Raw genomic sequence first — 17,267 nt, 5'->3', positions numbered from 1 at the left:
GTCGGGGAGGCGGGCGCGGTGCAGGGTGGGGGCGGTGCGCCCGGCGGCCGGGACGCGGCGAAACGGTCTGACGCGAAGGGCGCTGACAAGAAGGGCGCTGACAAGAAGGGCGCTTATTCGGGGGAGGCCGCCGGCGGTGGCGGGATGCCGCGGCCGCGCTGGTGGTCGGTGGTCGGCGCGACGCAGAACGCGCTCTTCATGCTGCAGATGCTGTGTGCGCTGTGGATGGTCGCGTCGCTGGTCGGGGCGGCACATCTGGAGTGGCCGATCCTGGCGGGCTTCGCCCTGGTGTGCGCGGGCGGCGGGCCGCTGCTGTCGGTGAGCTGCCGGCTGGCGGCGCGGGCGCCGGCGCGACGCTACGGGCAGGAGGCCGAGCGGCGGCTGCGCGGGGCGGCGGCGAAGTGCGGCCGGGCGCGGGTGCTGGAGCCGATCGCGGCGGAGCTGCTGCGGTATCGCGAGGTGCGGGAGCAGTACGTGGTGGCGGCGGGTGGGGCGGAGCAGTTGTGAGGGTTACGGCGTTGTCCACAACCACCCGGTAATCCACAGGGGGTCGTGCGGCGGTGCCCGCGCTCGCGAACATGAACGCGCAGCGTAAGCACCAACCGGGGGAGGACCCTCATGAACGAGACCATCGTGACGGTGACCGGCCGCGTGGCCACACCCGTCGAATTCCGTACGACCCAATCGGGCGTGCCCGCCGCCCGCTTCCGCATCGCCGCCACCGAGCGGCGGTACGACCAGGAGAAGGGCGGCTGGGGCGACGGCCACACCAACTGGTACACCGTCTGGACCTGGCGCCAGCTCGCCGCGAACGTGACAGCTTCGGTCGCCGTAGGCGAACCGGTGGTGGTGCAGGGCAAGTTGCGCCTGCGCGAGTGGGAGTACGAGGGCAAGCGACACACGGAAGCCCGCCTCGACGCCCTCGCCGTCGGCCACGACCTCAGCTTCGGCACGACAGCTTTCCACCGGGTGACGCGAGCCCGGCCGGAGCCGACCGGGCCGGAGGCGGCGGGGATGGACGCGGTATCGGTGGGGGCGATGTCGGCGGACGCGGTGTCGGCCGAAGCGGCTCCGGCCGAAGCGCCTTCGGCGGAAGCGGCTCCGGGGGAAGCGCCTTCGGGCACGAAGACGGACGCGGACGTGGGGGCCTCCGATGGAGGGCCGGCCTCCGGCGCCGCCGAGGACGCCACCGTCGCCGAAGCGAAGACGCCCGTGGGCGCGGCGGCTTGAGGTCGCGCGACCGCCGGAGGCCCTCCGGGCCCTCCGCGAGCACGTCACCAACCAAGCAGGCGGCAGCGGCAGGCAGCGGGCGCAGCCCCGCACCGCGCAATTGCGGCATTCACCCGCTTTCCGTCGCCGCCGCGATAACGATTCCGTTCGGATCGCTATGAAAGGAGGTGCATAAGGGACCAGTGCGACGCGGATCTTCCTAGGATGCCGGGGATCTTTACGGGGGCCCGTGTGAGCACGGTCAGCGTCGGCCGGCCTCCCTCCGCGCGCACACCGAGCGCGCGGCCGCCGGCGCCAGAGGGGATACACGCTCGATGATCTCAGTACAGAGGGCGGTCGCCGCAGCGCTCGGCGCCGGCCTACTGGTGACCGGCGCGATATCCGCGGCAGGGCCCGCCGCGGCGCAGGACGCCCCGCCCCCCGCCCCGCAGGGTGGCGCCACCGCCACGCTCGGCGAGCTGCGGACGTACGACAAGGCGGTAGTGCGCGCCGCCGACGGCACCACCAAGGAGGTCGGCGCCGGGCTCTTCGAGATGGCGGTCGACCATGGCGGCTCGATCCAGACGTACTGCGTGGACTTCGGGACGCCCGCGCAGCCGCAGACCAAGTACCAGGAGGTGCCCTGGAGTTCCTCCTCCCTGCAGAACAATCCGCGGGCCGGAAAGATCCGCTGGATCCTGGAGCACTCCTATCCCCAGGTGAACGACCTCGACGCGCTGGCCGCGAAGGCGGGCGCGGGCAAGCTCAGCGAGCGGACGGCCGCGGCCGGCACCCAGGTGGCCATCTGGCGGCTGTCGGACAAGGCCACCGCCCGGGCCAAGGACCGCGCGGCGGAGAAGCTCGCCGACTACCTCACCGCCCGCGCCCGCAACGCCGGCGGCGAGCCGAAGGCCTCGCTGAGCCTCAGCCCGGCCACCGTCGCCGGCCGGACCGGTGAGCGGGTCGGCCCGGTCACCGTGCGCACCAACGCGGGCGGGGTGAACCTCGCGCCCGCCCCGGCCGGCGCGGCCTCGGGCGTCCGGGTCGTCGACGCGGACGGCCGGCAGGTCACGAGCGCGGCCGACGGTACGAAGCTGTGGTTCGACGTGCCGGAGGGCACGGAGGACGGGGCGAGCGCGCTCACCGCGCAGGCGTCGACGAAGGTGCCGGTCGGCCGGGTCTTCACCGGCGTCGGCGCCGGGGCCAGGAGCCAGACGCAGATCCTGGCCGGGTCGTCCACGGCGACCGTCAGCGCCACGGCCACCGCCACCTGGTCGGCCGGCGGACCGGCCGCGGCCGTGACGGCGCGGAAGAACTGCGCGGAGGGCGGGGTGGACGTTACCGCGGTGAACCGGGGCGACGCGGACTTCACCTTCCGCGTCGCGGGCAAGCGCCACACCGTCGCGCCCGGCGCCGCCGAGACGGTCACCGTGCCGGTGGGCGAGGACCAGGCGTACCGGATCGCGGTCACCGGGACCGGCGGCTTCGAGCGCACCTTCTCCGGCGTGCTCGACTGCGCGACCGCGGAGCCGCCGGACGGCGGGATCACCACGCAGACCGGCCCGGCGACGACGGGCGGCGCCCCGGTCGGCGCGGAGTCCGGCGACCTCGCCGAGACCGGCAGCAGCAATGCGACGCCGGTCATCGCCGGCGTCGCGATCGGCCTGGTGGTCGTGGGCGGCGCGATCGTCCTGCTGCTCCGCAGGCGCGGCGGCGCGGGCGGCGACGAGGGCTGATCACCGGGGCGCGGGGCTGAGGCGCTGCCCGCCCCGCTCCCCGGCGTACGGAACCGGTTTTCGCCTGGGCGACCGCGTGCGGCAAGATGGGTGCATCTGCCCACCCATCGATTGCCGGACGGTTTCTCTTGGCTGAGTACATCTACACCATGCGCAAGGCGCGCAAGGCGCACGGCGACAAGGTGATCCTTGACGACGTCACCCTCGCCTTCCTGCCCGGCGCGAAGATCGGTGTCGTGGGGCCGAACGGCGCCGGTAAGTCGACGGTGCTCAAGATCATGGCCGGGCTCGAGCAGCCCTCCAACGGCGACGCCTTCCTCTCGCCGGGCTACAGCGTCGGCATCCTCCTGCAGGAGCCCCCGCTCAACGAGGACAAGACCGTCCTGGAGAACGTCCAGGAGGGTGCGGCCGAGACCATCGAGCAGCTCCGCCGGTTCAACGAGATCGCCGAGCAGATGGCGACCGACTACTCCGACGAGCTGCTCGAGGAGATGGGCAAGCTCCAGGAGAAGCTCGACCACAAGAACGCCTGGGACATCGACTCCCAGCTCGAGCAGGCCATGGACGCCCTCGGCTGCCCGCCCGGCGACTGGCCCGTCACCAACCTCTCCGGTGGCGAGAAGCGCCGCGTCGCGCTCTGCAAGCTGCTGCTCGAGGCCCCGGACCTGCTGCTCCTCGACGAGCCCACCAACCACCTCGACGCCGAGTCCGTGCAGTGGCTTGAGCAGCACCTGGCCCAGTACGAGGGCACCGTCGTGGCCATCACCCACGACCGGTACTTCCTCGACAACGTCGCCGGCTGGATCATGGAGCTCGACCGCGGCCGCGCCATCGGCTACGAGGGCAACTACTCCACGTACCTCGAGACCAAGCAGTCCCGTCTGAAGGTCGAGGGCCAGAAGGACGCCAAGCGGGCCAAGCGCCTGAAGGAAGAGCTCGAGTGGGTGCGCTCCAACGCCAAGGGGCGCCAGGCCAAGTCCAAGGCCCGCCTCGCCCGCTACGAGGAGATGGCCGCCGAGGCCGAGAAGATGCGGAAGCTGGACTTCGAGGAGATCCAGATCCCGCCGGGCCCGCGCCTGGGCAACGTCGTCGTCGAGGTCAACAACCTCTCCAAGGGCTTCGGCGACAAGCTGCTCATCGACGACCTGTCCTTCACGCTCCCGCGTAACGGCATCGTCGGCGTCATCGGCCCGAACGGCGCCGGCAAGACCACCCTCTTCAAGATGATCCAGGGCTTCGAGAAGCCGGACTCCGGCGAGATCAAGGTCGGCGAGACCGTCAAGATCTCCTACGTCGACCAGTCCCGCGGCAACATCGACCCGAAGAAGACCCTCTGGGCGGTCGTCTCCGACGAGCTCGACTACATCAACGTCGGCCAGGTCGAGATGCCGTCCCGGGCGTACGTCTCCGCGTTCGGCTTCAAGGGCCCGGACCAGCAGAAGCCCGCGGGCGTCCTCTCCGGCGGTGAGCGCAACCGCCTCAACCTCGCGCTCACCCTCAAGCAGGGCGGCAACCTGCTCCTCCTCGACGAGCCGACCAACGACCTCGACGTCGAGACCCTGTCGAGCCTCGAGAACGCGCTGCTCGACTTCCCGGGCGCGGCCGTGGTCGTCTCCCACGACCGCTGGTTCCTCGACCGCGTGGCGACGCACATCCTCGCCTACGAGGGCGACTCCAAGTGGTTCTGGTTCGAGGGCAACTTCGAGTCGTACGAGAAGAACAAGATCGAGCGTCTCGGCCCGGACGCCGCCCGCCCGCACCGCGCCACGTACAAGAAGCTGACGCGGGGCTGAGCGAGCTGTGACCAGGCACGTCTACCGCTGCCCGCTGCGCTGGGCGGACATGGATGCCTACGGGCATGTCAACAATGTGGTCTTCCTCCGCTATCTGGAGGAGGCCCGCATCGACTTCATGTTCCGCCTGGCGCCGGGTGAAGGGCGCGGGTCCTTCAAGGGCGGCACGGTGGTCGTGCGGCACGAGATCGACTACAAGAAGCAGCTCATCCACCGGCACGAGCCGATCGAGATAGAGCTGTGGGTGACGCAGATCCGCGCCGCCTCCGCCACCCTCGCGTACGAGGTGCGGGACGGTGACGACGTGTACGTCCGCGCCTCGACCGTGATCGCGCCGTTCGACTTCGAGGCCGGACGGCCGCGGCGGATCACGGACGAGGAGCGGGCGTTTCTCGAGAAGTACCTCGAGCCGGCGGCGGCATGACGACGCGGCTGCGGTTCGCGGACGCGCGGGAGGCGGCGGGGGTCGCCGCCTTCCTCGGCCGGCTGCTGCGCTACGACCGGGCCGCCGCGGTGCGCCTGCAGGGCGCGGGCGGCGCGCTGGCGATCTTCGGCAAGGCGCCGGCGCTGGATGTGGTCGTGGTGCGTACGGCCTCGGCCGCCGCCGAGGGGGTGGGCCCCCTCGACGTCACCGTCTCCGCGGGTGAGCTCGCCGACGCGATCGACGGCGCCACCCCCGCCGAGGACGGCGGCCTGGACGTGCCCGTCCCCGCCGCCGTCACCGGCCCGCCGTGGGCCGGCCTCCTTCCGCCCCGCACCGGCTGGCAGCCGCTGACCGGCCTGCCGGAGCCCGACGCCTTGCGCGGTGCGGTCGCCGCCGGGGTGAAGGAGTTCAAGGCCAAGGTCGAGGCGCTCCCGGAGGACAAGCGCACCCGCTCCGAACTGGACCGGATCGGCGCGGACATCTGGGGCCGTCGCCTCGGCGGTACGGAACTCCCCCTGCGCGCCGCCCACGCGGCGCAGGTCTTCGGCCTGCTGCGCGGCCCCGCCCACCTCGTCGCGGCGGGCAACTGGCTCCGCCTGCGCACCCCGTACGGCTCGATCGCGCTCCGCCGCACGGGCGGCCTGCCGGGCCTCGGCGTCACCCCGCGCTGAGGGGCGGGCGCGGCTGCCGGACCTGTCCCGAGTGGGACAGCTCAGGCGGCGAGCGGGGTGCCGATGGCGGTGGCCAGGCGGCGGGCCTGGTCGTGGGCGTTGGCCATGGACGCCTCGTGCTTGGGCAGCAGCGAGGCGAGAGCCGGGGTGTGCGGGGCCGCGGTCAACTCCGGTATCACCGTGGTGACATCCAGGCCGAGCAGCTCGTCCCGGCCGAGGACGGTCTCCAGCGGGGGCACCACGTAGTCCAGACCCTCCCTGGGCGCGCCGGGGCCGTAGGCGCCACCGCGGGGGGAGATCAGCACGGCCGGGCGGCCGGCGGCGGGCGAGGGGCCGTCACGGTTCACGGTCCGGTCGAAGACGATGATCTGGTCCAGCCACGCCTTGAACACCGAGGGCATCGTGAGGTTGTACATCGGCACGGTGAACAGGTAGGCGCCGGCGCCGAGGAACTCCTCGATGAGCTCGTCCTGAAGCGCGGCTGCCGACGCCTGCTCCGGCGTGTGCAGGGCCCGGTCGGTGACGCGGGCGGTGATGCCCGCGGCGCTGAGGTGCGGCACGGGAACGGCGGCCAGATCGCGGTGGACGACCTCGCCCTGCCAGACCTCACGGAAGGACTGGGCGACCTGACGGGAGACGGATGCCTCGTCGAGCGAGGAGGAGTCGATGTGCAGCAGGTACGACATGGTGGAGCCTTTCCAAAGTTCGCTGACCTTTAATTCCTACTGTTTGTGCGTAACGCCATGATGGGCCAGTATGGAAGGCGGTACAAAACGCACATCGGTGTGCGCGACGGAGAGGAACGGGCGCCATGCAGGACAGCGCGGATATCGGGATGGCGGCGGCGGTCGGGCCGTGCGCGAGCATTCCCGCCGAGCACATGGACTTCATCCGCCAGGTGCTCGACCGGGTGGGCGACAAGTGGAGCGTGTTGATCATCGCCGTCCTGGAGAGCGGTCCGATGCGCTACACCGACCTGCAGCGCCAGGTCCCGGGCATCTCCCAGCGCATGCTGACCCACACCCTCCGCCAGCTCACCGAGGACGGGCTGATCAGCCGTACCGCCTACGCCGAGGTGCCGCCGCGCGTCGAGTACGCGCTCGCGCCTCTCGGTGGCGGTCTGTACGGGATCGTCAGGCAGCTGATCGGCTGGGCGGCCGAGCACCACGATGAGATCCGCGCCAATCGTTCCGGTGCCGGAGGCAGTGCCACCTCCGCGTCGTCCCGGTCCTGAGCTTCTACTCGGCGTCGGTGTCGGCGGTGCCGTTGTCGTCCGGCCACACCCCGATGTGGTCCTGCTCCAGCTCCAGCATCACCCGGTGCCGGATGCCCAGCGCCTCCACGTAGTTCTGCGGCAGTTGCAGCCGGCCCGCCCGGTCGACCATCGCGTATTCGCGGGCCACCAGCGACTCCTGGCCCGAGGCGTCCACCTCCGTGCGGCGCAGGACCTCCGAGGCGGTGCGGCCGTCGCGGATGGCGACGGTGCGGCGGACCTCGTTCGCCACCGTCTGGTCGTGGGTGACGATCACCATCGTCGTGCCGAGCTCCTGGTTCGCCGTACGGAACGCCGCGAAGATCTGCTCCGCCGTCGCCGAGTCCAGCTCGCCGGTCGGTTCGTCGGCGAGGAGGACCGACGGGTCGTTGGCCAGCGCGACCGCGATCGCAACCCGCTGCTGCTGGCCGCCGGAAAGCTGGCCTGGGCGGCGGTCGCGGGCGTCGCCGAGGCCGAGCATGCCGAGCAACTCCCCCGCCCGAGCGGCGCGTTCCTTACGGGCCCCGCGGCCGCGCAGCTGCATGGGGAGGGCCACGTTCTGGGCGGCGGTGAGGTACGGGAGGAGGTTGCGGGCGGTCTGCTGCCAGACGAAGCCGACGACCTCGCGGCGGTAGCGCAGCCGCTCCTTGCCGTCCATGGCGAGCAGGTCGCAGCCCGCCACCTTCGCCGCGCCCGCGGACGGGACGTCGAGCCCGGCGAGGATGTTCAGCAGCGTCGACTTGCCGCTGCCGGAGGCGCCCACCACCGCCATCAACTCGCCTTCCCCGACGAGCAGATCGAGCCCCTGCAGCGCCTGCACCTCGACTCCGTCGGCGGAGAAGATCCGTACCAGACGGTCGCAGGCGATCAGTGCGTCGTGCCCGTACGCGGGCCGGGCGCGGTGCGCCGCGGCACGCGACTCGAGGTCGGCGAGGGAGGAGGGGGAGGCGCCGTCGGGCGCGGCCTCGGCGGCCTCCGCGGCCTCGGCGGCCTCCGCGGCCTCCGCGGCCTCGGCGGCTCGAGCGGCGTTCGGCTGCGCGTTCTGCGCGTTCCGCGCGTTCTGGGCGTTCATGCGGGATCTCCTGCCCTGAGTTCGTTCGCCTCGCGGCTGCGCCCTGTCCACCACGACTGCCCCAGCACCGCGGCGAGCGCCAGCAGCAGCACCGCCCCGGCCGGGAGCGTGAGCGACAGGGGGTCGGGGGCGAGTTGGGCCCGGCCCAGCACGTCGGCGGTACGGCCGGCGCGGAAGGCCAGCGCCAGGGAGCTCACGTCGATGCCCGGCGCCAGCAGCCGGATCGCGGCGGCGCCGGCCAGGACCCCGCCGGCCGCGGCCAGCAGCGCCTGCGGCAGCGACTCCAGCACCAGCAGCCGACGCGCCTGCCGCGGGCCGAGGCCCAGGGTGCGCAGCCGGGCCAGCAGCGCGGTGCGCTCCGGCGCGGCCGCCAGCAGGCCGAGGACGATGGCGATCAGCGCGTAGCCGGCGCCGGCGGCGACCGCCGCCAGGTAGAGGCGTTCGGCGCCGGTCTGCATCGGGTCGTCGGCCAGCCGGTCCCGCACCTCGGCGCGCACGGCGGTGTCGGTGTCCCGGCCGGCCGCGGCGCGCAGGGCGGCGGCGTCAATGCCGGTGCCGTCGGTACGGGCGGCGGCCAGCAGCAGCGAGGTGGGCTGCCGCTGCGCGCGGGGCTGCGCCGCGGCCAGGTCGCGGGCCGGGACGATGGCGTAACGGCAGTCCGGGCAGGCCGGGGTGGCCTCGGCCGCGGCGATCGCGCGCAGCCGCACCGGTCCGTGCTGCGGCGTGACGGTGAGGGTGCCGCCGCTGCCCGCGCTCGCGGCGAGCGCGGGGGAGACGAGGGCCGGGAGCGGTGCGTCAGGGTGCGGGCCCGCGGCCGCCTGCCGTGCCCAGCGCCCGGTCTCGGCGGCGCCAAGACCCATCCGCTCGGCCAGCCGCGCATATGCCCGTGGCTCGACGGCGATCAGGGTCGCCTGCCGCTCCCCGGCCTTGGCGCCCGGGTCGCTCCACACCGGCACGGCCGCGCCGACGCCGGGTACGCCCCGTACCCGCTCCGCGGCCCCGTCCGGCAGCGGCCGGGCGCTGCTGATCCGGGCGTCCGCGCCGACGTCGAGCAGCGCCGCCCGCTCGCGGGCGGAGTCCACGGCCGCCGTCACCGAGCCGCCGAAGGCGGCCGTGGACAGCGCCACGATCAGCGCGAGCAGCGGCAGCGCCGCGGTGGTCCCGGCCCGTCCGGCGCGGGCCAGGGACAGGAAGCCGACCGGCCCGCGCAGCCGCGCCGCGGGCCGGGCCAGCAGTCGCAGCGGCAGCGGATACAGCCGTACGAAGACCAGCGCCGCGATCACCGCGACCAGCACCGGGGCGGCGCTGACCAGCAGGTCCACGTCCCCGGGCGACGCCGTCGTGCCGCGGCGGCGCAGCGCGACGGCGGCGCCCGCGGCGAGTACCAGCACGGTGCCCTCGGCCACCAGCCGGCGCCGCCCGGGCCGTGCGGCACCGCTGTCCTCGCCGCGAACCGGCGCCGGGCGGGCCTTGCGCAGCGCGCCGCCGTCCGCGAACACGGCCCGTACCGGCAGCGCCAGCGTCGCCAGCACCGCCACCGCGCCCACCGCCATCACGGCCGGCCACAGCCGCGCCCCGCCGGGGCCGGTGGCAGCCGTGACCGCCACCGCGACCGCACCGCCCAGCACCGCCGCGGGCACCGCCACCACCCCGCACTCCAGCGCCAGCCGGCCCATGATGCCGGGCAGCGAGCCGCCGCGGGCGCGCAGCAGGGCCAGTTCGGACCGGCGGCGGGCCGCGGCGAGGCCGCCGGCGAGCAGCAGCACCGCGGCCGCGACCGCGGCGATGCCGGTGCCGGCGACCGCCACCACCGGGGCGATGGCGCCGCGCAGCCCCTCGTAGCGCTCGAGCTCGTCCCGTACCGGCGCGTCGACGGTGCTGAACTCGCCCAGCTCGTACTGCAGTTGCACCAGGCCGGGGCCGTTCTCCAGCGACGCCAGCTGTTCGCGCACCGCCGGCACGTCCCGCGCGCTCATCCCGGAGGAGTCGAGCGGCAGCTGCCAGTACGTCTCGGGCTCCGTCCCGGTCATGTGCAGCAGCGCGGGACCGGTCGCGGGCGGCAGCAGCAGCGCCGCCGCCCAGAACGGCTCCGGCGCGTTGCCCCGGGTGTACTGCACGCCCGGCTTGAGCAGCAGCGGCTCGGTCGACCACCAGCCGCCCCCGGGCCGCTCTGCGCGCATCACGCCGGTGACCTCGACCCGGAGCGTGCGCAGGCCGACCGGCAGATGGAGCACAGAACCGGCGCGCAGATTCAGCGTCTTGGCGGTGGCCTGGGAGACCGCCGCCTCCAGCCGGTTCACCCGTTCCCAGCCACCGGCCGGCGGGCTCCCCTCCGGCGCCCGCGGCAGCCGCCCGGCCACGACCCGGCCGTGGTCCGCGAGCCCGGCCTGCGCGGTGAGGCGGAACCGGGGCCGGCCGCCGCCGAGGGCGGGCAGATAGCTGTCCGTCGCGGACATCGGGATGGAGCGCGCCCCGTACGAGCCCTGCGCCGCGTCCGTCCGCAGCGGCGGCCGCAGCCGGCTGCGGAAGTCCCGCTGGCCTGCCGCGATCCGCTTCGGGTCGAAGGTCTGCTCCAGCTCCTCTGGCGGCACCGGGTGGCTCCGCGCCCGGAGCGTCGCCGAGATCGTCCGGTCGGCGGCCCGCGCGCCCTCGATCCGGTGCCGCAGCCCGCGCGTCTCGTACGCGTCGATGCCCTGCGGCAGCGCCGCCGCGAGGAACGCCGTCACCAGCACCAGCACCCCGAGCGCCAGCGCCGCGCCGGGCGCCGTGCGCAGCCGGATGCGCACCCACTGGGCCATCTCGGACCACACCGTCACTCACCCCCGGCGCGCAGTTCGGCGGTCGGATCGCCGCGGCGCAGCGCCAGCGTGGCGACGATCAGCAGCGGCACCGCCATCACCCCGGCGAGCAGCAGCGCGACCTGTCCGGCCGGGAGTTGCACCAGCGTCGCCGGCACCGGCTTGGCGGCCTGTGCGGTCAGCGAGATCAACGGCACCACGCTCCTGGTCAGTACGGCGCCCAGCGCCACTCCTGCGGCCAGCGCGAGCACCAGCAGCGCCCCCTGCTCGGCGGCGATCATCCGGGCCAGCTGCCGCCGCGGCGCGCCGAGCGCCCGCAGGATCGCGAGTTCGCCGGCGCGCTCGCCCAGCGAACCGGCCACGCTCACCGCGAACCCCAGCGCCGCCAGCACCGCCGCCACCACCGCCACCGCGGCCAGCGCCAGCTGCCGCCCGGCGCCGATCGGATCGTCCCGCAACTCCCGTACCACCGCGCCGCGCTCGATCACCAGGTCCGGATCGACGTCGGGCCGGTCCCGCAACTCCGCCGCCACCGCGGCGGCTTGGCCGGACCGCGCCGTCAGCCACCACTCGTTCGGGTCCTGCCCCGGCAGTCCCCTGGCGGCCAGCGAGGCGTTCAGCGCCCGGAAATCGATCAGCAGCGCGCCGCCGTCGGCACCGTCCGTACCGTCCGCGCCGGCATCGCCGCCCGGCCCGGTGGTGGGCAGCGCCCGCAGCGTCTCGACGATCTTCACCTTCACGGTGCCGTCGCCGACCGGCACCCGCACCACCGAACCCGGCTTCGCCCCCGCCGCGTCGAGGAACCGGTCGGTGGCCGCGGCCCGGAGCAGCGGCGGCTTGGTCCGGGGGACGCCGAAGCCGGCTTCCAGGACCGGCGTCGCGCCGAAGGACTCGCCCCCGAGATGGGCGCCGGTGGCGTAGCCGATCGTCAGCGGGCCGCGGCCACCGCCGCCCGGTTGCCCGGCGCGCGGATTCTTCATCAGGGCATCCGGCGGTGGGAGCGGTACGGCGGCCCGTCCTCGCCACTGTCCCGCGTCCGGCAGCCGCACCGCCGCGCCCGCCGAGCCGCCGCCGGTCGTACGGACCTCGTCCAGCGTCAGCCGGTGGCGTTCCGACTCCTTCGGCATCTCCATCGAGACCCGCAGCCCGGTCAGCCGCAGCGGCAGGATCGCCCGGCCCGTGGGCGCGCCCACGGCCGCGGCCAGGTCGGCGGTGAGCGTACGACGGCGGCCGTCGGTGGCCACCTCGCCGAGGTTGACGGTGAGTTCAAGCCCGGTCGCATCCTCGAAGGACGCCCGCACCTGTGCGGCGCGCCGCGCGCCGTCGCCGTCCAGGCGCATCTTCAGCCGCACCTTCTCCGGGCGCCCGGGCAGTTCGGCCCCGCCCACCGGGGTCCGCCCCGGGGCCAGCTCGCGCAGCAACTCGTCCTCCGGCCGGTCCGCCAGGTCGCCGCGCAGCCGCAGCCCGTCACCGGCCCGCGCGGTGTCGAGGGCGAGCACGGTGGCGTTACGGTCCGACAGCGCCATCTCCAGACGGGCCGCGGGAGCCGCTTCCCGTACGCCCTTCAGCTCTGCCAGCGCACCGCCCTGCCCGGCCGCGGGCAACTGCATCCCGGAGACCCGGACATCGGTCCCCGCCCGGAAGTCCGCCTGGTCGGCCTGTGACCGCTCCCAGGTCGCCCCCTGTCCGATCGCCAGCATCCCCATCGCCACCGCGAGGACGAGCAGCAGCACCGGGCCCGCCCCGCGCATCGGCCGCCGGCTCAGCTGCCAGCCGGCCAGCGCCGCCGGCAGCCCGCGCCCGGCCGCCGCCCGCCGCTCCGCGAGCCGGGCCACCGGCGGCAGCAGCCGGAGCGTCACCACGGTCCCGGCCAACAGCGCGAGCGCGGGCGCCGCGACCAGCACCGGGTCGACGCCGAAGGTGCCGGAGGTGTCGCTGCTCAGCACGCCGGCGCCGCCCGAGGTCTGCCGGTCCAGCTGCCAGTACGCGACCGCCGCGATCACCAGCAGCCCGACGTCCGCACCCGCCTTGACCACCCCGGGCACCGCGGGCAGCCGCCGCACCACGCTCTGCTCCCTGCCGGTACGGGCCACCGTCGGCGTGATCACCGCAAGGGTGCACCCGAGGGCGGCCGCCGTGCCCACCAGCCACGTGGTCCCGGTGATCTGGGTGTCCAGCCGCAGCCCGAGCCGCCCCAGCGCGCCGTACTCGCTCAGCATCCCGGTCACCGGCCCGGCGAGCAGCGGCGCCGCGACGGCGGCCGGCAGCGCCAGCAGCGCCGCCTCCCCGGCGGCGAGCCCGGTGAGCCGCCACCGGGAGCCGCCGCGGGCTCGCAGCAGATCCGTCTCGCCCTCCCGCGCGGCCGCCAGCAGCCGGGCGACCAGCAGCAGCGCGTACCCCGCGAGCAGCACCAGCTGCAGCGCAACGATGAGGATCGAGGAGCGGTTGACCAGCAGCGCCCGGTCGGCGTCCGCCAGCACGGCGGGCAGCGACGACTTGGCGGTCACGCCGTGGCCGCCGAGCGCGTCCAGCTTCGGGATGTCCTTGACGGCGGCCGTCATCGCCGCGCTCAGCCGGCCGGTGTCGGCACCGGTGACGGCGGTGAAGTCACCGGTGGCGATCCAGGCAGCGGACTCCTGCGGCACCCGGCCGGAGCGGAAGGAGCCGGGGTCGGTGAGCAGCGGCCCGTAGCTCGTGAAGCTGATCGTCTGCGTGCCGCGCCCGCGCAACTCGTCGATCTGCCAGTACGCGTCGGCCCGGTCCGCGGGCCGGTAGATGCCGGTGAGCCGGACGGTCAGCGGCGGCTTGCCGGACAGCCGGCTGGTGAGCTTCAGCGCGTCGCCGGGTTCGAGCCGCAGCGCGGCGGCGGCCACCTCGGGCAGCGCTACGGGGACGGAGCCGGTGTTCTTTCCGGCGGTGTCCTTTCCGCCGGTGTTCTTTCCGGCGGCGCCGGGCCAGCGGCCCGCGACCAGCTCGACCCGGGAGCGGTCGAGGGCGGCGAGGTGGGTGAGGTCGGGTTCGTCCTGCTTGCGGGCGGCGTCCGGACGGACGGCCGCGGGCAGCGCGTACGACCCCGAGCGGCTCAAGGTCCGTACCCGCGTGGGCAGTCCGTCGTACGCGCGGCGGGCGGCGGCGCGTACGGCGGCGGTGGCCTCGGGCTGCTCGGCCGCCGAGACGTCGGCCTTCATGGCGAGCGCCGTGCGGGCGGCGTGGCTGTGGGTGAGGGACTGGCGCAGCCCCGCGTCGCCGACGGTGGCGGTGAACGCGGTCAGGGTGGCCAGCACCGCGGTGGTCAGGAGGACCGAGAGCAGAGCGGTGACGAGCAGCAGTCGATGCGCGCGTATTCGATGCAGAAGCAGCCCGGCCACGGACTGGATCCTGACAGAGTCTGGTTGGTTTCTGCAGCTATTTGTGCGCGGTCAGGGACAGCGGGCTGGGGATCATGGCCGGGATCAGGGCCCGGGGATCAGCCGGGCGTATTGAGCATCGAGGCCGCCGCGTACACCAGATAGTCCCAGAGCTGCTGCTCGTGCTCGGGCGCGAGCTCAAGCTCGTCCACGGCCGTGCGCATGTGCTTCAGCCACGCGTCGTGCGCGGCCCGGTCGACCTGGAACGGCGCATGCCGCATTCGCAGCCGCGGGTGCCCGCGCTCGTCGCTGTACGTGCGGGGCCCGCCCCAGTACTGCATCAGGAAGAGCGTCAGCCGCTCCTCGGCCGGACCGAGGTCCTCCTCCGGATACATCGCCCGGAGCGCCGGGTCCTCGGCGACCCCCTCGTAGAACCGGTGCACCAGCTTGCGGAAGGTGGGTTCGCCGCCGACCTGCTCGTAGAAGGTCTGCGTCTGCAGTTCGCCGCGTCGGATTTCTTTCATCGGTCCCATGTTCTCATCGGTACCGGCGGAAGGCCGAAGTCCTAGGACCCCTCACGCCGCGTCCCACCGGAAGATCTTCGCCGCTACGGCCGTGAGCACCGCCGCGAACAGCAGCAGCCCGCCCATCACCGGCAGCGCATCGCCCCAGCCACCGCCCCGGCTCAGCACCGACTCCGTGGCCGTGACCAGGTGCTTCAGTGGGAAGACCCCGGATACCGCCTGCACCCACCCCGGCGCCTGGTCGAGCGGGAAGAAGGAACCGGACAGGAACGCCATCGGCAGGACGATGATCTGGGCCAGCCCGTTCGCCGCCTCCTCGGACTTCGCCCACGCCCCGACGACCAGGCCGATCGACATGAACGCCAGGCTCCCGCACGCCACCAGCGGCACCGCCAGCCACCAACTGCCGGTCATCTCAAGCCCGTAGAACGGCAGCGTGGCCACGGCGAGGAAGATCGCCATCTGCGCCAGCGCCAGCCCCAGCGTGACGCCGATCCGGGCCGCGATCACCGGCCCCGGGCCGATCGGCGCCAGCCACAGGCGGCGCAGGATGCGCTTCTTGCGCCAGTTCACGAGCGTGATGGCGGTGCCGAAGACGCCGCCCATGGCGATGGCCCAGCCGAGCAGGCCCGGGGTGAAGAACTGGATCGCCTTCATCGACTTGTCCTCGACGGTGCCGGGGGCGAGCCGGTAGGCGGGCGGCTTGCCGGTGGCGGCGATATTGGCCTGCTGCACGACGGAGTTGACGATGCTCTGGACTGAGCCGGCCTTGGCGGGGTCGGCCTGCGAGAAGCGCAGCTCGATTTCTTTGCCGTGCTGCCAGATGACGGCGTCCTGATCGCCGTTGCGTACGTCCTCGAGGGCCTGGTCGCGGTCGGTGGACTTGGTGATGTCGAGTACGTCGTCGAGCTCGCTCGGCAGCTTGTCGAAGGCCTGGACCTGCCCGATCTGGACGAGATTGACCTTGGGTGTCTCGGAATTCTTGAAGAGGGCGCCGAAGAGCGCCAGGAACATCAGCGGGAAGGCGAGCATGAAGAAGACCGCGGCCCGGTCGCGGAGGAGGCCGAGCGTCATCGCCTTCGCCAGGCTGCCGAAGGCCTTACGCGACGCGCTCACTCGCGGTACTCCCGCCCGGTCAGCTGCAGGAACACATCCTCCAGCGAATCCACCCCCAGCTCCGCGACCAGCTCCCGCGGCGGCCCGGTGCGCAGCACCCGGCCCGCGTCCATGACCGCGACCCGGTCGCAGAGCTCCTCGGCCTCGTCCATGTAGTGCGTGGTGAGGACGACCGTGCGGCCCTCGGAGTTGATCTGCCGGAGCAGATCCCAGAGGTTGCGCCGGGCCTGCGGGTCGAGGCCGGTGGTCGGCTCGTCCAGGAAGACCAGCTCCGGATCGTGCACCAGCGCACAGGCGATCGACAGCCGCTGCGCCTGCCCACCGGAGAGCTGGTCCTCGCGGGTGCCGGCCTTCTCGGTCAGGCCGACGGTCTCCAGCATCGCGTCGGCGCGCTCCGGGCCGACGCCGTACAGCGACGCGAAGGTGTGGATCTGCTCGCGGGCGGTGAGCTTCTCGAAGAACGCGGAGGCTTGCAGCTGCACGCCGATGCGCTTGAGGAGATCCGGATTGCGCGGCCAGGAGCTCTGGCCGAGCAGCTCGGCGGTGCCCTCGTCGGGCCGGCGGAGTCCCTCCAGGATCTCCAATGTGGTCGTCTTGCCGGCGCCGTTCGGCCCGAGGATCCCGAAGAACTCACCACGCCCGACCGTCAGCCCCACCCCGTCGACGGCCCGCACATCCCCGTACCGCTTGCGCAGGCCCTCGGCCTTGATCGCAGCAGTCATATTCCGGACCTTATCCCGCGCTGTTACGGGGCCGGGAGAGGTCGCGCACATTCCGTGGCCGCAGGAGAGTGGAGGCGTGGGTATGACGACGGGTGGCGCGGATGGGGCGGTACCGCCGGGGGGTGCGGATCCGCCGGGCGGTGCGGATCCGTTCGCGGTGGAGGGGGCCGCGGCGCGGGGTGCGCTGGTGCGCGCGATGGAGGAGGCGGGGGCGCTGACGGATCCCGCCTGGCGGGCGGCTTTCGCGGAGGTGCCGCGGCATTCCTTTGTCCCGTATTTCTACGTGGGGACAGGGCGTGGCTATGAGCGGCTGTGGCGTGGTGATCCGCATCCGGTGCGGCGGGCGCGGTGGCTGGCGGGTTGTTACGCGGATGCGCCGCTGGCTACGCGGGTGCGGGATGGGGAGCTGCTTACGTCCAGCAGCCAGCCTTCGCTGATGGCGATGATGCTGGATGCGCTGGAGGTGGGGGGTGGTGAGTCCGTGCTGGAGATCGGGGCTGGGACCGGGTACAACGCGGCGCTGCTGTGTCATCGGCTGGGGGAGGAGCGGGTGACGACGGTGGACTTGGACCCGGATATTACGGAGGCCGCGCGGTGCCACCT

General features: G+C 73.7%; 14 protein-coding genes and 1 pseudogene. 8 read left to right on the top strand and 7 right to left on the bottom strand.

From position 1 onward, the window contains the following. The 6 genes and pseudogenes from G5C51_RS29545 to G5C51_RS29520 form a co-directional block, all read left to right on the top strand. A pseudogene (locus G5C51_RS29545) lies at positions 1–507 on the top strand (ATP-binding protein); the annotation flags it as partial. Positions 508–618: 111 nt separating this feature from the next. Further along, entirely contained in the window at positions 619–1,230 is a 612-nt protein-coding gene (locus G5C51_RS29540) for a single-stranded DNA-binding protein (RefSeq protein ID WP_165241596.1), read from the top strand. Positions 1,231–1,544: 314 nt separating this feature from the next. Then, positions 1,545–2,945 carry a Cys-Gln thioester bond-forming surface protein gene (locus tag G5C51_RS29535; RefSeq protein ID WP_165241594.1) on the top strand — a complete coding sequence of 467 codons (1,401 nt, stop codon included), beginning with the start codon at positions 1,545–1,547 and terminating at the stop codon, positions 2,943–2,945. 128 nt (positions 2,946–3,073) lie between these two features. Next, the gene (ettA, locus tag G5C51_RS29530) at positions 3,074–4,738 is read left to right on the top strand and encodes an energy-dependent translational throttle protein EttA (RefSeq protein ID WP_165241592.1); all 1,665 of its coding nucleotides are present in this window, start codon (positions 3,074–3,076) and stop codon (positions 4,736–4,738) included. Between the two features lie 7 nt (positions 4,739–4,745). Next, complete coding sequence (locus tag G5C51_RS29525) at positions 4,746–5,162, top strand: thioesterase family protein (protein WP_165241590.1); 417 nt, start codon at positions 4,746–4,748, stop codon at positions 5,160–5,162. Beyond that, entirely contained in the window at positions 5,159–5,833 is a 675-nt protein-coding gene (locus G5C51_RS29520) for a DUF8185 domain-containing protein (RefSeq protein ID WP_165241588.1), read from the top strand. The genes G5C51_RS29525 and G5C51_RS29520 overlap by 4 nt, the downstream gene beginning before the upstream one ends. A 41-nt stretch (positions 5,834–5,874) precedes the next feature. Here G5C51_RS29520 and G5C51_RS29515 read toward each other — a convergent pair whose 3' ends face one another. After that, positions 5,875–6,519, bottom strand: a complete 645-nt coding sequence (locus G5C51_RS29515; RefSeq protein ID WP_165241586.1) for an FMN-dependent NADH-azoreductase — start codon at positions 6,517–6,519, stop codon at positions 5,875–5,877. 125 nt (positions 6,520–6,644) lie between these two features. Between G5C51_RS29515 and G5C51_RS29510 the strand changes: the two genes are divergently transcribed. After that, on the top strand, positions 6,645–7,067 hold the full coding sequence (locus G5C51_RS29510; protein WP_165241584.1) for a winged helix-turn-helix transcriptional regulator: 423 nt from the start codon (positions 6,645–6,647) through the stop codon (positions 7,065–7,067). A gap of 4 nt (positions 7,068–7,071) precedes the next feature. Here the strand turns inward: G5C51_RS29510 and G5C51_RS29505 are convergent, their stop codons facing one another. From G5C51_RS29505 to G5C51_RS29480, 6 genes are all read right to left on the bottom strand, one after another. After that, positions 7,072–8,157, bottom strand: a complete 1,086-nt coding sequence (locus G5C51_RS29505; protein WP_165241582.1) for an ABC transporter ATP-binding protein — start codon at positions 8,155–8,157, stop codon at positions 7,072–7,074. After that, positions 8,154–10,955: an ABC transporter permease gene (locus tag G5C51_RS29500; protein WP_165241580.1), complete on the bottom strand. Its 2,802-nt coding sequence runs from the start codon at positions 10,953–10,955 to the stop codon at positions 8,154–8,156. The genes G5C51_RS29505 and G5C51_RS29500 overlap by 4 nt, the downstream gene beginning before the upstream one ends. Before the next feature lie 14 nt (positions 10,956–10,969). After that, positions 10,970–14,323, bottom strand: coding sequence for an FtsX-like permease family protein (locus tag G5C51_RS29495; protein WP_165241578.1), 3,354 nt, complete (start codon positions 14,321–14,323; stop codon positions 10,970–10,972). Between the two features lie 98 nt (positions 14,324–14,421). Then, positions 14,422–14,835 (bottom strand): globin, encoded by a 414-nt coding sequence (locus tag G5C51_RS29490; protein ID WP_276617682.1) that lies wholly within the window; start codon positions 14,833–14,835, stop codon positions 14,422–14,424. Between the two features lie 42 nt (positions 14,836–14,877). Beyond that, positions 14,878–15,942, bottom strand: a complete 1,065-nt coding sequence (locus tag G5C51_RS29485; RefSeq protein WP_338118342.1) for an ABC transporter permease — start codon at positions 15,940–15,942, stop codon at positions 14,878–14,880. Continuing rightward, a complete protein-coding gene (locus G5C51_RS29480) occupies positions 15,939–16,664 on the bottom strand; it encodes an ABC transporter ATP-binding protein (RefSeq protein ID WP_165241574.1) in 726 nt (241 codons plus the stop codon). Before G5C51_RS29480 ends, G5C51_RS29485 begins: the two co-directional genes overlap by 4 nt. A gap of 82 nt (positions 16,665–16,746) precedes the next feature. Here G5C51_RS29480 and G5C51_RS29475 point away from each other — a divergent pair. After that, a partial coding sequence (locus tag G5C51_RS29475) for a methyltransferase domain-containing protein (protein WP_476715142.1) occupies positions 16,747–17,267 on the top strand: 521 nt, incomplete at its 3' end.

This window comes from Streptomyces coryli, assembly GCF_011044975.1.
Classification (GTDB): Bacteria; Actinomycetota; Actinomycetes; order Streptomycetales; family Streptomycetaceae; genus Streptomyces; species Streptomyces coryli.
The sequence above is the reverse complement of the archived record's forward strand: the minus strand, read 5'-3'. Positions and strand labels throughout refer to the sequence as shown.

Bases quoted from the DNA above. Each gene is read 5' to 3' on its own strand.
- G5C51_RS29540 (WP_165241596.1), top strand. From the start codon at position 619: ATGAACGAGACCATCGTGACGGTGACCGGCCGCGTGGCCACACCCGTC.
- G5C51_RS29535 (WP_165241594.1), top strand. From the start codon at position 1,545: ATGATCTCAGTACAGAGGGCGGTCGCCGCAGCGCTCGGCGCCGGCCTA.
- G5C51_RS29520 (WP_165241588.1), top strand. From the start codon at position 5,159: ATGACGACGCGGCTGCGGTTCGCGGACGCGCGGGAGGCGGCGGGGGTC.
- G5C51_RS29515 (WP_165241586.1), bottom strand. From the start codon at position 6,519: ATGTCGTACCTGCTGCACATCGACTCCTCCTCGCTCGACGAGGCATCC.
- G5C51_RS29510 (WP_165241584.1), top strand. From the start codon at position 6,645: ATGCAGGACAGCGCGGATATCGGGATGGCGGCGGCGGTCGGGCCGTGC.
- G5C51_RS29505 (WP_165241582.1), bottom strand. From the start codon at position 8,157: ATGAACGCCCAGAACGCGCGGAACGCGCAGAACGCGCAGCCGAACGCC.
- G5C51_RS29500 (WP_165241580.1), bottom strand. From the start codon at position 10,955: ATGGCCCAGTGGGTGCGCATCCGGCTGCGCACGGCGCCCGGCGCGGCG.
- G5C51_RS29490 (WP_276617682.1), bottom strand. From the start codon at position 14,835: ATGGGACCGATGAAAGAAATCCGACGCGGCGAACTGCAGACGCAGACC.
- G5C51_RS29480 (WP_165241574.1), bottom strand. From the start codon at position 16,664: ATGACTGCTGCGATCAAGGCCGAGGGCCTGCGCAAGCGGTACGGGGAT.